The organism is Streptomyces sp. NPDC006435 (assembly GCF_040612315.1).
Taxonomy (GTDB): domain Bacteria; phylum Actinomycetota; class Actinomycetes; order Streptomycetales; family Streptomycetaceae; genus Streptomyces.
In genome coordinates this window covers 253,504-266,526 of sequence record NZ_JBEXPY010000003.1, presented here as the reverse complement: position 1 = coordinate 266,526, position 13,023 = coordinate 253,504, and the positions used below count along the sequence as shown (strand labels likewise).

Sequence of the window (13,023 nt, the reverse complement as noted above, 5' to 3'; positions counted from 1 at the left end):
GTCCGGGTGTCCTCGGGCGTCCCGGAGACCCCGAAGGGCCACCCCGTCCTACGAGGTGGCCCCGGGTCCCGCGCGACGGGCCGTGAAGCGGCCCGGGGGAGGCGCGGGGGGACGGATCAGGAGGAGTTGCGGGCCAGTGCGGCCGCGAAGCCGTACTGCCACAGGTAGTTGACCTGGCTGCGCTCGTTCGCGTTCGGGTACGGGTTGGTGCAGGACGTGCCGGGGCCGCCGCCCGACATCAGCTCGCTGCACGGACCGGAGTAGTGGTCCGGCAGGCCGAGCACGTGCCCGGTCTCGTGCGCGGTGACCCGGGTCGAGTTGTACTGCTGGTTCTGCGCGTAGTCCAGGAAGATGTACCCGTTGCCGTGCCCGTCGGTGCTCGCGTACGAGCCGCGGGAGTCGTTGCCCTCGTAGTAGGTGAAGTCGGCGTTCGAGCCCTCCTGCAGCCGGACGTTGGAGACGGAGCTGTTCCAGATCTGCGCGCTGCTGGCTATCTGGCTGCGGAAGCTCGGCGCGTTGGAGGCGCTGTAGACGACGGTGACCGCCTGGGTGCCGGGGTTCGCCGCCCGCTTCTTCGCCACGGACTTGGCGACCGCCTCGAAGAACGCCTTGTTCGCGGCGGCGTTCTCCTTCGACTCGGAGTAGGCGGTGTAGCCGGCCCGGGCCTCCGACACGGCGACGGCGGGCGCCGAGTCGGAGGCCGGGGAGGCGGCGATGGCGGGGGCCGTGCCCAGCGCGGCGGCGAGGCCGAGGCCGACCACGGCCGACATGACGGTCCTGGGGTGTCTCATGGGGGGTCTCCTACCGATTACCGGTCCGATGGACCCGTCCGATGACCGGACGGGGACGGGTGGGGTACGGAGAGAGTGTCGGGGAGCGGAGGCCCCGGCGGATGATGTCAACCGGCGATAGCGCCGCCCTATCACCGTCCTCGGTATCTTCACCGAATCCTGCGTCAACTCCAGGTGAATTAACAGGCTTTGGCGGGATTGGGGAGTCTGGTGCGACCGTTGCCCGCCGCCCTACGCTCGACGGCATGGAGCTTGAGGTGAGACACCTCAGGGCGCTGTGCGCCATCGCCGACATGGGCAGTCTGCACCGGGCCGCCCGCAGTCTGGGCGTGAGCCAGCCCTCCCTGACCACCCAGCTGCGACGGATCGAGAACACCCTGGGCGCCGAGCTGTTCTCCCGCGAACGGACCGGCTGCCGACCGACGTTGCTCGGCCGCGCCGTCCTCAGCCGGGCCCGCCCCCTGGTCGACGGAATGACCGCCCTGGTCAGCGACGCGAAGGCGGAGGCCGCCGCGGTGCGCGCCACCGGCCCGCGACTGCGCATCGGCTGCACGGCGAGCCGGGTCATCGGCGGCTGGCTGCGCAGGCTGCGGCTCCGGCTGCCCGACACGGACATCTCGCTGCGGGTCGACGTGTCGGCCCGCGCACTGCTCCGCGACGTCGGGACGGGCGGGCTGGACGTCGCCTTCGTGCACGAGGTCGAGGGCTGCCCGCTGGCCGTCCCCGAGGGACTGGAACAGCGCGTGCTCCTGGAGCGCGAACCCCAGTTCATCTCCATGGCCAGGGACCATCCGGCCGCCGCCCGGTCCGTGGTCGACCTGGAGGACCTGGCCGCCGACCGGTGGATGGTGGACCCCACGGTGGACGGCGAGTGGGACGGGCTGCGCCGGGTGTTCGACGAGGCCGGCCTCGCTCCGACCGTCCTGCACGGCGACTACCTCACCGCCGCCTCCCTCATCGTGCTCGGCGAGGCGGTCGCCCCCTGCCAGCCCACCTCGGGGCCGCGCGACGACATGGCGATCCGCCCGCTGCGCGACGACCCCCTCGCGGTACGGCTGCTGCTGGTGTCCCGGCCGGGCACCGACATGACGGCGGCGTACGCGGAACTGGAGGCGGCCTACCGGGAGGCGGCCCAGCGGGCGGCCGACTACCACCAGTGGCTGCTGCGCAACCGCAGCCCGCTCGTCTGCGCCCCTTGACCGACGCCCTTCGCGGGTGGCAGCCGATGAGGAGCGCGGGTGACCGGCGGGGCGAACCGGTGCTCGATTCCGCTGAGAGCGAGGACCGGTTCCGGACCGGGGACACGGCAGGCAGAGTCGGCCCATGAGACTTCTGATGCTGGGTGGTACGGAATTCGTCGGACGCGCCGTCACGGAGGAGGCGCTCGCACGCGGTTGGGAGGTCACGGTGTTCCACCGGGGCCGGCACGCGCCCCCGCCGGGGGTGACGGAACTCCTCGGCGACCGCACCGCCGAGGACGGGCTCGCGGCACTGGCCGCGCCCGGCCCCCGTGCCGGGGACGGGGATGCGGACGGCGGCAGGGGCGGTGACGGGGACGCGTACGACTGGGACCTGGTGGTCGACACCTGGACCGGGGCGCCCTCCGCCGTACGGGACGCGGCCCGGCTGCTGGCCGACCGGGTCGGCCGGTACGTGTACGTGTCCAGCCGTTCCGTGTACGGCTACCCGGCCCCGCCCGGGCTGCCGGAGGACGGTCCGCTGGTGGCCGGGGCCTCGCCCGACGAGGACGGGAAGGACGGGGAGGTCCCGTACGCCCTGGCCAAGCGGGGCGGTGAACTGGCCGTGCTCGACGCCTTCGGGGACCGGGCCCTGCTCGCCCGCGCGGGCCTGATCCTGGGCCCCGGCGAGAACATCGGCCGGCTGCCCTGGTGGCTGACGCGGATCGCCCGGGGCGGACCGGTGCTCGCCCCGGGGACCCCGGACCTGGAGCTCCAGTACATCGACGCCCGCGACCTCGCGAACTGGCTGCTGGACGCGGGCAGCGGCGGACTGGGCGGCCCGTACAACCTGGTCAGCCGTTCGGGCCACGCCACCATGGGGCAGTTGCTGGACGCCTGCGTACGTGCCACCGGCTCCGACGCGACGCTCCGTTGGACCCCCGCGGAGACGGTCCTCGCGGCGGGCGTGGAGCCGTGGAGCGACCTGCCGGTCTGGGTGCCGCCGGGCGAGTTGTACGACGCGGTGCACCGGGGCGACGTGAGCCGGGCGTACGCGTCCGGCCTGCGCTGCCGGCCGGTCGAGGAGACGGTCGCCGACACCTGGAAGTGGCTGGAGGAGCTGGGCGGACGGGCTCCGCAGCGGCCGGACCGGCCGACGGTCGGCCTGGACCCGAGGGTGGAGGCGGAACTGCTGGCGAAGCAGGGCTGACACGCACGCCGGACCGGTTCCGACACGCAGGTGCGCCGGTGTGCAGGTGTGCCGGTGCGCGTTCCGTGCACGGGACGCCGGTACGCGTTCCGGGTATCCGGGTACATCGAATCCGATCCGGCGTGGCATTCCACTTCGTTCGATACGTAAAGCTACATATTGCCGTTTATGGCAACAGATGCGCTCAGGCGCGGCAAAAGTATCCAGGCGGCAGTGGCCGCGGCGGCGGCCGCGGCACTGGTGGGCACGCTGGCGGCCACCGCTCTCGCCGACCCGCTGCCCGGCGGGCTCGGCCCCTGTCGGGGGGACGACTGCCCGACCACCTGGCTCGACCCGAACAACGGGGCCGTCACCCACCACGACAGCAACATCAACATCTTCGTCGGTGGCGACTTCCTGGTCCGGGAGGCCGCTGCGGAGGCCGAGGGGAAGATCGTCGCCCTCGGCCGGTTCGACATGAACAAGCGCGAGGGGATCTCACAGATCTACAACGTCGGCGTGGTCGGCGTGGGCTCCCGGGTGCCGCCCCCGAACGACTCCGACTACCTGACGGTGGGCGGGCCGCTGACCGTCGCGGACGGGCAGCGGCTGATCGCGGAGGAGGGGCCGAACCACGGTGTGGTCAAGTACGCCGACACCGTCAGCGGAACGGTGACCCCGGCGCCGCGCAGGGACCCCGCGGCCACGGACCCGTACACGGCGCTGCGCGACCAGCTGACCGCGGCCAGCCACTGCTACGCGTACGACGACGGCCAGGACCACCGACGCCCCGTCACGGGCACCACGGTGAACGCCGGTTTCGAGACGGCCTTCGTCGGCGACGGCACCTCCGCCCTCCAGGTGTTCGCCGTGGACGCGGATGTGGCGGCGGGCGGGGGCGGTCAGCAGGGCATCACGTTCAACGCGATCCCGGACGGTGCGACGGTGCTCGTCAACGTCTACGGGAGCAGCCGCAACATCAACACGTACATGGGGTCGCTGCCCCAGGCCGGACTGCGCGAACGCCTGTTGTGGAACTTCCCCGACGCCACCGAGATCGGGCTGCACGGCTCCACCCAGTTCCAGGGCAGCGTGCTGATCGGCCGGCCGTCGAGCACGACCACCCTGGACATGAGCGGCACCAACGGCCGCTTCTACACCGCCGGTTCGCTGATCCACACGTCCTCGGGGCAGTCGGGCGGCCAGGAGCTGCACGCCTATCCCTTCGACGGGGACCTGCCGAGCTGCGCCGAGGAACCCACACCGACGCCCACTCCTACGGACACGCCGACGCCCACGGACACCCCCACGCCGACCGATACCCCGACGCCGACGGACACCCCGACGCCCACCGATACGCCGACGCCGACGGACACCCCCGCGCCGACGGACACCCCGACGCCCACCGATACGCCGACGCCGACGGACACGCCCGCGCCCACCGGCACCCCCGCCCCCACCGACACGCCGACGCCCACGAGTACCCCGACGCGCACCCACACTCCCGGGCCGTGGCCCTCGGAGACGGTGCCCGGGCCGGATCCCGTCCCGACCCACACCTGGCCGCACAAGCCCCACCCCGGGGGAGAGCTTCCCCATACGGGCGCCCGCGGCGGTGAATGGGTCATCGGTGGCATCGCGGCGGCTCTGCTCGCGGCCGGTTCGGCGGCCACGCTGATGGCCCGTAGGGCGCGCCGACGCAGCTAGCTTTGGCCCATGGCCGAACTGCTGCTGCACCTCACCGAAGGGCCCCTGTGGGAGGCGGCCCGCGGGATCGGGACGTACGAGATGTCCACCCGCGGCCGCACCCTGCACGAAGAGGGCTTCATCCACTGCTCGTCGCCGCACCAGCTCGCCGGCGTGGCCGAGATGCTGTACGGCGCCGGGAGCGGGGCCGGGGCGGATGACCAGGAACTCGTGGTCCTCGTCATCGACCCCGACCGGCTCCCGGCGCCCGTACGGTACGAGTCCCTCGCGCCCGGCGGCGAGGAGTTCCCGCACATCTACGGGCCCGTCCCGGTGGACGCGGTCGTGGAAGTGCGTCCCTGGCCGGACAAGGAAGGTGACCCCGCATGAACGCTCCACCCCCTGAGGACCCCGTGGGTCCGGTGAACCCCGAAGCCCCCGTCGTCGCCGTCACCGGGGCGAGCGGCGCCGTGGGCGGCCGGGTCGCACGACGTCTGGCGCGCGCCGGAGTGCCCGTGCGGCTCCTCGGGCGCGATCCGGCGCGACTGCCCGAACTGCCCGGCGCGGTCGCGGCCCCGCCCGCCCGGTACGGCGACGGGGAGGCCATGCGCCGCGCGCTCGCCGGCGCGCACACGCTGTTCCTCGTATCGGCGCACGAGAGCCCCTACCGGGTGCGCGAGCACACGACCGCCGTGGACGCGGCGGTCGCCGTGGGCGTGGAACGCATCGTGTACGTCTCGTTCCTGGGCGCGGCGCCGGACGCCACATTCACCTTCGCCCGGGACCACTGGCACACCGAGGCGTACATCCGGACCGCCGACGTGCGCCACACCTTCCTGCGCGACAGTCTGTACCTCGCCGGTCTCCCCGCGATGACCGGCTCGGACGGGGTGCTGCGCGGTCCGGGCGGCGACGGCCGGGTGGCGGCGGTGGCGCACGAGGACATCGCGGACGCCGCGACCGCCGTGCTGCTGGCCGACGCCGAGCGCGTCGACACCCGCCACGACGGGGTGACGTACGACCTCACGGGCCCCGAGGCGTTCACCCTCGCCGAGGCGGCCGAGGAACTGAGCAGGGTCACCGGCCGGACCGTCACCTACGTACCGGAGACCCGCGAGGAGGCCTACGCCTCACGGGCGCAGTACGGGGCCGAGGACTGGGAGGTGACCGGCTGGGTGACGTCGTACGAGGCCATCGCCACCGGTGAGATGGCCACGGTCTCGGACGCGGTGCCGGACCTGACGGGGCATCCGGCGACGGACCTGGCCACCTATCTGAGGGAACACCCGGACAGCTACCGGCACTTGCTGAAGCAGTCCTGACCGCGTACCGACCGCACTGCCCGTACGGATAGCCCCCGCCGGTACCGGCAGCCCCGGCCGTACCGCCTGTTCCGTGTGACGGGGCACCCGGCGCCTCAGTCCACGTACACCCCTGCCCGTGCCGCCGCGGCCGCCGCCTCGGCGGCACGGTCGGCGGCCGCCTCGTCGAGCGGCCCGCCGCCGGCCAGCAGCCGGTAGTAGAGCGGTGCCGACACGGCGCGGATCACCTCGCCCGCGTTCGTGCCCGCGGGCAGCTCCCCGCGCTCGACCGCCTCGGTGACGCAGCCGGACCACTCCTCGACGCGGACCGCGTAGAACCGGTGCAGCGCCCCGGCCGTGCGCGGGTCGCAGGTGGCCGCGGCGATCACGGACTTGAAGAGGGGGCCCTGCCGGGGGTCGGAGAGGGTCGTGGCCACCAGCCGGGCGTTGGCCCTGAGATCGTCGATCAGCGAACCCGTGGCCGTACGGGGCGAGGACTGCTCGGCCATGTCGTCGAGCAGGTCCGCGACCAGGCCGGTGGGGGTGGACCAGCGCCGGTAGACGGTCGTCTTGCCGACCTCCGCCCGGCGTGCGACATCGGCCAGATCCAGACGGTCGAAACCGTGCTCGGCCAGGGCGTCGCCCGCGGCCCGCAACACCGATTCCCGGACCCGGGCGGTACGGCCGCCGGGCCGGACGCTGCCGGGTTCCACACCCTCAGAAGTCATAACGGGTCTCCAGTTCCATTAACAGCTCTTCCTCTGCTACGGTGACTTCACCTTAACGGAACTGCTGTCCCGTTTAAAACTCCTGTCTGAGGAAGTCCCCTCATGTCCGCACCCTGCCAGGCCCCGTCGGGCACCACCGACACCGACACCGCTGCCGAAACCGTCACCGAGATCGCCATCGACAGCGCCTCCGGCGGCGCCGCCGGAGTCACCGCCGACGCCCCCTCGTCGAAGATCCGCATTACCGGGCGCCAGAAGCTCGTCCTCACTCTCCTTCTCGGCGCGCAGTTCATGATCGCCGTGGACTTCTCGATCCTGAACGTCGCGCTGCCGGTCGTCGGCGAGGGGCTGGGGTTCTCCCTCTCGAACCTGCAGTGGATCGCCACCGCGTTCGCGCTCGCCGCCGCCGGTTTCACCCTGCTGTTCGGGCGGGTCGCCGATCTCGTCGGCCGCAAGCGGCTGTTCCTCGGCGGCATGACCGTCCTCGGCCTCTCCTCCGTCCTGGGCGGCCTCGCCACCTCGCCCGAAGTGCTGCTCGTGGCACGGGTGCTGCAGGGGCTCGCCACGGCGGCCGTCACCCCGGCCGGGCTCGCGCTGCTGACCACCGCCTTCAAGGAGGGCCCCCTGCGGGAGCGGGCTCTCGGCCTCAACGGCGCGTTGATGTCCGCCGGGTTCACCGCCGGAGCCGTCCTCGGCGGCCTGCTCACCGATCTGCTCTCCTGGCGCTGGGCGTTCTTCATCAACGTGCCCGTGGCCGCCCTGGTGGTCGCCCTCGCCCCGTCCGTCATCACCGAATCGCGCCCCGCCGGGCGTCCCCGGCTCGACGTCCCCGGAGCCGTGACCGTCACCGGCGGTCTGCTCCTGCTCGTCTACGGGCTGACGCAGGCCGGCGAGTCCGGCTGGACCACGCCCACCACCCTGGCCGCGCTCCTCGCGGGCCTCGTGCTCCTCGTCGGCTTCTGGACCGTCGAGAAGAGGGCGGCGTCGCCGCTGGTTCCCGTACGCATCCTGAAGCGGCGCAGCGTCATCTGGGGCAACACCGCGGGTCTGATCGCCTTCGTCACCGAGACCTCGCTGGTCTTCCTGCTGACCCTCTACCTGCAGGAGGTCCTCGGCCACTCGCCGCTCGCCACCGGCCTCGCCTTCGGTGTCCTGGGCGTCGGCACCGTGATTGGCGGCGCGTTCGGCGGCCGTGCGGTCGGGCGCTTCGGGAACCGTACGACCATCGTCGCCGGCGGGATCGTCCAGGCCGTCGCCACGCTCTCCCTGGTGGCGCTCGGGACGGCGGGGGAGTGGATCCTGCTCCTGCTGGCGGCCACCTTCGTCGGCGGGATCGGCAACATGCTGATGATCGTCGGCTTCATGGTCACCGCGACCTCCGGACTGCCCGACGAGGAGCAGGGGCTGGCCACCGGCCTGGCCACCATGACCCAGCAGGTCGGCATCACCATGGGCATCCCGGTCATGAGCGCCGTCGCCACCGCCCGGATGTCCGCCCTCGGCGACACCGGCCCCGAGGGCGTCCTCTCGGGGGTGTCGGTCGCGATCCTGGTCAACTCGGCGCTGGTCCTCGCGGGCGCGCTGCTCGTGGGCGCCTTCCTCGGACCGCGACGCGGTGCGCGACCCGGCGCCGGGAGCGGCGCGGGCAACGGCGCCCGGGGGTGAGGCCGGGGAGCGGTGCGGCGATGCCGGGCGGCGGATCGGCCTGATCCGTCCGCGGCCCGGCATCGCCGCGACCGTGCGTCTCAACCCCCGTCGTGGGCCTCGCGCAGGGCGGCGATGTCCAGCTTCTTCATGGTCATCATCGCCCGCGTGGTCCTGGCGCCCTTCTCGGCGTCCGGGTCGAGGACCATCTCCAGCAGCGCCTCGGGCACGACCTGCCAGGAGACGCCGTACCGGTCCGTCACCCAGCCGCAGGGCCCTTCCTCGCCCCCGTCGGTGAGGCTGCTCCAGTAGTGGTCCACCTCGGCCTGGTCCGCACAGCGGATCTGGAACGAGATGGCCTCGTTGAACGTGAACTCCGGCCCGCCGTTCAGTCCGACGAACTTCTGGCCGTTGAGCTCGAACTCGACCGTCATCACCGATCCGGCGGGCCCCGGACCCGCCTCGGTGTAGCGGCCGATCCTGCCGAGGCGTGAGTTCTTGAAGACCGTCAGGTAGTACTCCGCCGCCTCCTCGGCCTGCCCGTCGAACCACAGACACGTGGTGAAGCCTTCGGTGGTCATCGCTGTCTCCCGTCGTGTGCGCAACCCCGTCAAGTGCGCAACCCCGTAATGCGCGCAGCCCCGTCGTCTGCGCATGTCCACCCATATCGACCGATCCCGCCCCGAAAACTCATCGCTGTACGGGGAACACCCGTGAGGAAACAGGGAACGGTCGACTCCATATGGTCCCCCGCGGACGGCCCCGAACCCGCCCGGCGACACGGATGCACTCCGCACCGAACGACCGCCCCGTCCGAATCGCGCGGGGACGGCGTGCGCGTCGCGGAGCAGGGGCGCGTACGGCGTCGGCGTGCGGGGCGTGCGGCCCGGTGCGTGGGGCGTACGGCGTCGGTGTGCGGGGCGCGGGGCGCGTGACGTCATACCCGGGTCCGACCCCGAGGTCCCGGTCACGTCCGGGGGACGGGCTCAGACGGTGACCCGGGGCCGCGCCGCGTCCAGGCGGTGCACGGCGGTCCGGCCGGCGTGCGGGGCGAGCAGGTCCCGCAGTTCGTGCGCGGCGGACTCGACGAGGTGGCCGTCGCGGGCGGCGTGGAGGGTTTCGAGGATGAACACGACGTCCGTGGAGTCCTCGGTGACACGGGTGCGGTGGGCGTCGCGGTGGTTCCAGTGCCGGGTCAGGACACCGGTGGTGTCCGCATAGACGATCTCACCGGGGCCGGGGTTCTCGACGGTGTCGGGTTCGCCGAGCGGGGTGAAGGACTCGGAGCCGTCGGCGTGCCGGATCTCGACGTCGCCGGTGACCCGGTCCAGGTCGAAGGCGCCCGCGGGCAGACCGTGCCGGACGGAGACCGCGTTGTAGGAGTCGACGGGCGGGTTGATGCGGGGGAGGGCGCCCTTCTTGGCGAGACGGCGGCCGAGCGCGTCGACGCTGGGGCGGACGCGGCGGGGGTTGGTGCCGAAGGAGCGGTAGGCGGTGTGCCACGCCTCGATGCGGGGATCGGTCTCGTCGGCGGGGTGCCAGCTGCCGTCGGCGAGCCGTCCCTCCAGCTCCGCCAGGGCGGCGACGGTACCGGGCCAGGGCTCGCGGCCGCGCAGACCGGTGGCGGTGACCAGGGCGACGAGGGTGTCGGGGAAGGCCGCCACGACGGTGGGGGCGATGCGGAAGGCGGTCATGGGGGGGGGGTGGTTCCGTTTCCTGATTACTGCGTACGTACGGGGATCGAGGGGGCGAGGGGCTCGGGGAACCTGCCCGGACTCGGGCAGGGGCGGGGCGAGGGGACCGGGGACCTGATCGGACTCGGGCCGGGTCGGGTCAGGTCAGGGCTAGGAGGCCCACGGCGACGGCGGCGGTGCCCAGGCCGACGAGCTGGCCGCGGTGGATGCGCTCGGCGAGCACGCTGCGGGCGAGCAGGACCGTGCCGACCGGGTACAGGGCGGTGATCACGGCGACGACGGCGAGGTCCCCGCTGCGGGCGGCGAGCAGGAACAGCAGGTTCGCCACGGAGTCCAGCGCGCCCGCGGCCGCCGAGGTCGCGTACGCGGGCCGCTCGGGGCCCAGTCGGCGGTGCAGCAGCCCCGCCGCGGTCAGGGTGATCGCCGAGGAGACGGTACGGCCGATGAGCAGCGGGGCCACTCCGCTGTCGGTGGGCGCCTGGTGCAGGAAGACCAACTGGAGGGCGATGGCGGCGCCGGCCCCGAAGGCCAGCAGCAGCGCCGTGCGGGAGGGCCGCGCCGCCCCGGCACCGTGCCCGGCGCTGACCAGCACCACCGCGACCAGCGCGAGCGGCAGGCCGATCAGCCCGGCGGCGGCCAGGTGCTCACCCTGCAACAGGCCCACGCCGACGGGCAGGGCCGCGGACACCAGCGCGGTGACGGGCGACAGCACGTTCATCGGCCCGATCGCCAGGGTGCGGTAGAGCAGTGCGAACGCGGCGGCCGACGCGACCCCCGAGGCGGCACCCCAGCCGAGGGCGCCGACGCTGAACGAGGCGCCGAGCACTGGCCACAGCAGCAGTTCGACCACGAGACTGGACGGGGCCGCGATCATCACGGTCCGCAGCACATGGGCCTTGCGGGCGCCGAGGCCGCCGAGGAAGTCGGCGCAGCCGTAAGCGAGCGAGCTGCCCAGGGCCAGGAGCAGAGCGATCACAGCACATCCCTTACCATTCAATGGAATGACCGCACCGTACAACGGACCGACCGGGGTGTGTCAATGAAACGACCGGACGGTTCATTGAAATAGTTCAGCTGTGAGAGATGGTGATCCCGTGACCGAGACGGCCGCAGCCCTGCGGACGGTCGCGCACAACGTCCGGGCGGCCCGCATCCGGGCGGGCCTGTCCCTGGAGGAGCTCGGCCGTCGCGCCCAGGTCAGCAAGGGAGCCCTGGTGGGGCTGGAGAAGGCCCAGGGCAACCCCAACCTGGCCACCCTGGTCCGGCTGGCCGACACCCTCGGCATCTCCGTCTCCGCCCTGATGCAGGGCCCCTCCGAAGGCCGCGTCCGGGTCGTGACCGCCGACACCGTGGCGCCTCTGTGGACCGGTGAGCACGGCGGCGATGCCCGGCTCATGCTGACGACCTCGGGCCCGGCGCCCGTGGAGGTCTGGCGCTGGCGGCTGCGGCCGGACGAGGAGTATCCCAGCCACCCCCACCAGGCCGGGGTCGTGGAGACCCTCAGCGTCACCTCCGGCCGGATGACCCTGGTCGTAGACGGCACCGAGCACACCGTCGAGGCCGGGCAGACCGCCACGTTCGACGGCGACACCCCCCACACCTACCGCGGCGCGGGCACCGAGACCTGCCACCTGATCATGACGGTCCACATCCCGCCCGGCCCCGCCGCCGCGAGCTGAACCGCGGGGCGTACGGGGCGTACGGGGCGTACGGACGTGCCCCGACGTGGCGGCCCGGTCACATCGACGAGCCACTCGCACCAACTGGCCGTTCGCGCCAACTGTCCGCTCGCATCAACGACTTGCTCATGTCGACGAGTCGGCCGTGTCGACGAACCGGTCACGGCGCCGCGTCAGCGAGCCGCTCGCAGACGCAGCGCCGCGACCGACCAGTCGAGTGCCGGTGCCAGGCGTTCCGGAGCCGGCCAGCCGTTGATCAGGGCGAGCAGCCGGAAGTACCGGTCCCGGCGCGGATCGTTCACGGCCGTCAGCCGTTGCAGCACCCAACGGCACAGTTCGCCGTCGTCGGGCCGGCCCAGGGCGCGTGAACAGTCCGCGGTGATCGCTGCGGCGACGCGGTCGGCCCGGGGCGATCGCGGGGTGATCCCGGCGGCGAGGGCCGCCGCCGCGTGGTCACGGGCGATCACGACCACATCCGGGCGCGGCTGCCCGGAGCCGCCGTCGGGCAGGCCGGCCGCATGGCCCTCGGCCCCGCTCCGCACGCGGGCGCGGAAGTCCGGGTCCAGGGACAGCTCCGCCAACTCGACCCAGGCCCCGAGCTGTTCCTCCGTCGGATCGTCGGGGAGCTCGGGCGTCATGGAGCGTCGGACCCCGGCCCAACCGGCGTCCTCGTCGAGACCCGCGAAGACGGCGTCGAGGAACTCGTCGGTCAACCGCCGACGTTCGTCCCCGGTGAGCCGGGCCAGTCGGTGCATGCGTTCCATCTCCTCGGGTGTCATGGGGTCGCGTCCGGCAGCGGTCGTCAGCACCGCCCGCCGCAGGCGCAGGATGCCGATCTGTACCTCCAGCGCGGCGGCGTGCTGGGCGGCGACCTCGCCGAGCGTCAGCTCCCGGTCGACGACCTGCCGGATCTCGTCGAGGCCGAGCCCCAGCTCACGGAGTGTCCGCACCAGGGCCAGCCGGGCGACGGCGTCCGGGCCGTAGCGGCGGTAACCGGCGGGAGTGCGATGGGCCGGCACCACGATGCCGCGGTCGGAGTAGAACCGGATGGTCTTGACCGTCAGCCCGGTGCGCCGGGCGAGTTCGCCGATCGAGCAGAGCGTGCCGCTTTCCATGCCCCCACCTTCGACTCT

The 13,023-nt window shown here is 72.9% G+C and carries 13 protein-coding genes; 7 read left to right on the top strand and 6 right to left on the bottom strand.

The window, feature by feature from the left end; genetic code table 11:
- Nucleotides 1-116 precede the first annotated feature (116 nt).
- Nucleotides 117-791, bottom strand: coding sequence for a snapalysin (gene snpA, locus ABZZ04_RS05445; protein WP_356930867.1), 675 nt, complete (start codon nucleotides 789-791; stop codon nucleotides 117-119).
- Between the two features lie 245 nt (nucleotides 792-1,036).
- Here snpA and ABZZ04_RS05440 point away from each other — a divergent pair, with 245 nt between their 5' ends.
- The 5 genes from ABZZ04_RS05440 to ABZZ04_RS05420 all read left to right on the top strand — a co-directional run bounded on the left by ABZZ04_RS05440 (nucleotide 1,037) and on the right by ABZZ04_RS05420 (nucleotide 6,166).
- Nucleotides 1,037-1,990 carry a LysR family transcriptional regulator gene (locus ABZZ04_RS05440; protein WP_356930866.1) on the top strand — a complete coding sequence of 318 codons (954 nt, stop codon included), beginning with the start codon at nucleotides 1,037-1,039 and terminating at the stop codon, nucleotides 1,988-1,990.
- A 136-nt stretch (nucleotides 1,991-2,126) separates the two neighbouring features.
- Nucleotides 2,127-3,179, top strand: a complete 1,053-nt coding sequence (locus ABZZ04_RS05435) for an NAD-dependent epimerase/dehydratase family protein (RefSeq protein WP_356930966.1) — start codon at nucleotides 2,127-2,129, stop codon at nucleotides 3,177-3,179.
- A 168-nt stretch (nucleotides 3,180-3,347) separates the two neighbouring features.
- Nucleotides 3,348-4,865, top strand: coding sequence for a choice-of-anchor A family protein (locus ABZZ04_RS05430; protein WP_356930865.1), 1,518 nt, complete (start codon nucleotides 3,348-3,350; stop codon nucleotides 4,863-4,865).
- A gap of 9 nt (nucleotides 4,866-4,874) precedes the next feature.
- Nucleotides 4,875-5,234: a DUF952 domain-containing protein gene (locus tag ABZZ04_RS05425; RefSeq protein WP_356930864.1), complete on the top strand. Its 360-nt coding sequence runs from the start codon at nucleotides 4,875-4,877 to the stop codon at nucleotides 5,232-5,234.
- Complete coding sequence (locus ABZZ04_RS05420) at nucleotides 5,231-6,166, top strand: NAD(P)H-binding protein (protein WP_356930863.1); 936 nt, start codon at nucleotides 5,231-5,233, stop codon at nucleotides 6,164-6,166. Before ABZZ04_RS05425 ends, ABZZ04_RS05420 begins: the two co-directional genes overlap by 4 nt.
- Nucleotides 6,167-6,261: 95 nt before the next feature.
- On the opposite strand, the gene ABZZ04_RS05415 is transcribed toward ABZZ04_RS05420, so the two are convergent.
- Nucleotides 6,262-6,873, bottom strand: coding sequence for a TetR/AcrR family transcriptional regulator (locus ABZZ04_RS05415; protein ID WP_356930862.1), 612 nt, complete (start codon nucleotides 6,871-6,873; stop codon nucleotides 6,262-6,264).
- Nucleotides 6,874-6,975: 102 nt separating this feature from the next.
- Here ABZZ04_RS05415 and ABZZ04_RS05410 point away from each other — a divergent pair, with 102 nt between their 5' ends.
- Entirely contained in the window at nucleotides 6,976-8,538 is a 1,563-nt protein-coding gene (locus tag ABZZ04_RS05410; protein WP_356930861.1) for an MFS transporter, read from the top strand.
- 80 nt (nucleotides 8,539-8,618) lie between these two features.
- Here ABZZ04_RS05410 and ABZZ04_RS05405 read toward each other — a convergent pair whose 3' ends face one another.
- From ABZZ04_RS05405 to ABZZ04_RS05395, 3 genes are all read right to left on the bottom strand, one after another.
- On the bottom strand, nucleotides 8,619-9,098 hold the full coding sequence (locus ABZZ04_RS05405) for a VOC family protein (RefSeq protein ID WP_356930860.1): 480 nt from the start codon (nucleotides 9,096-9,098) through the stop codon (nucleotides 8,619-8,621).
- Nucleotides 9,099-9,503: 405 nt separating this feature from the next.
- Complete coding sequence (locus ABZZ04_RS05400; RefSeq protein WP_356930859.1) at nucleotides 9,504-10,211, bottom strand: phenylalanine--tRNA ligase beta subunit-related protein; 708 nt, start codon at nucleotides 10,209-10,211, stop codon at nucleotides 9,504-9,506.
- 139 nt (nucleotides 10,212-10,350) lie between these two features.
- The gene (locus ABZZ04_RS05395) at nucleotides 10,351-11,187 is read right to left on the bottom strand and encodes an EamA family transporter (RefSeq protein ID WP_356930858.1); all 837 of its coding nucleotides are present in this window, start codon (nucleotides 11,185-11,187) and stop codon (nucleotides 10,351-10,353) included.
- 118 nt (nucleotides 11,188-11,305) lie between these two features.
- On the opposite strand from ABZZ04_RS05395, the gene ABZZ04_RS05390 reads away from it, so the two are divergent.
- Nucleotides 11,306-11,890, top strand: a complete 585-nt coding sequence (locus ABZZ04_RS05390; protein ID WP_356930857.1) for an XRE family transcriptional regulator — start codon at nucleotides 11,306-11,308, stop codon at nucleotides 11,888-11,890.
- Between the two features lie 173 nt (nucleotides 11,891-12,063).
- On the opposite strand, the gene ABZZ04_RS05385 is transcribed toward ABZZ04_RS05390, so the two are convergent.
- Entirely contained in the window at nucleotides 12,064-13,005 is a 942-nt protein-coding gene (locus ABZZ04_RS05385) for a MerR family transcriptional regulator (RefSeq protein WP_356930856.1), read from the bottom strand.
- Nucleotides 13,006-13,023 lie beyond the last annotated feature (18 nt).

Excerpts from the sequence above, each read along its gene's own strand:
- snpA (WP_356930867.1), bottom strand. The coding sequence starts at position 791 with ATGAGACACCCCAGGACCGTCATGTCGGCCGTGGTCGGCCTCGGCCTC.
- ABZZ04_RS05440 (WP_356930866.1), top strand. The coding sequence starts at position 1,037 with ATGGAGCTTGAGGTGAGACACCTCAGGGCGCTGTGCGCCATCGCCGAC.
- ABZZ04_RS05435 (WP_356930966.1), top strand. The coding sequence starts at position 2,127 with ATGCTGGGTGGTACGGAATTCGTCGGACGCGCCGTCACGGAGGAGGCG.
- ABZZ04_RS05430 (WP_356930865.1), top strand. The coding sequence starts at position 3,348 with ATGGCAACAGATGCGCTCAGGCGCGGCAAAAGTATCCAGGCGGCAGTG.
- ABZZ04_RS05425 (WP_356930864.1), top strand. The coding sequence starts at position 4,875 with ATGGCCGAACTGCTGCTGCACCTCACCGAAGGGCCCCTGTGGGAGGCG.
- ABZZ04_RS05420 (WP_356930863.1), top strand. The coding sequence starts at position 5,231 with ATGAACGCTCCACCCCCTGAGGACCCCGTGGGTCCGGTGAACCCCGAA.
- ABZZ04_RS05415 (WP_356930862.1), bottom strand. The coding sequence starts at position 6,873 with ATGACTTCTGAGGGTGTGGAACCCGGCAGCGTCCGGCCCGGCGGCCGT.
- ABZZ04_RS05410 (WP_356930861.1), top strand. The coding sequence starts at position 6,976 with ATGTCCGCACCCTGCCAGGCCCCGTCGGGCACCACCGACACCGACACC.
- ABZZ04_RS05405 (WP_356930860.1), bottom strand. The coding sequence starts at position 9,098 with ATGACCACCGAAGGCTTCACCACGTGTCTGTGGTTCGACGGGCAGGCC.
- ABZZ04_RS05400 (WP_356930859.1), bottom strand. The coding sequence starts at position 10,211 with ATGACCGCCTTCCGCATCGCCCCCACCGTCGTGGCGGCCTTCCCCGAC.
- ABZZ04_RS05385 (WP_356930856.1), bottom strand. The coding sequence starts at position 13,005 with ATGGAAAGCGGCACGCTCTGCTCGATCGGCGAACTCGCCCGGCGCACC.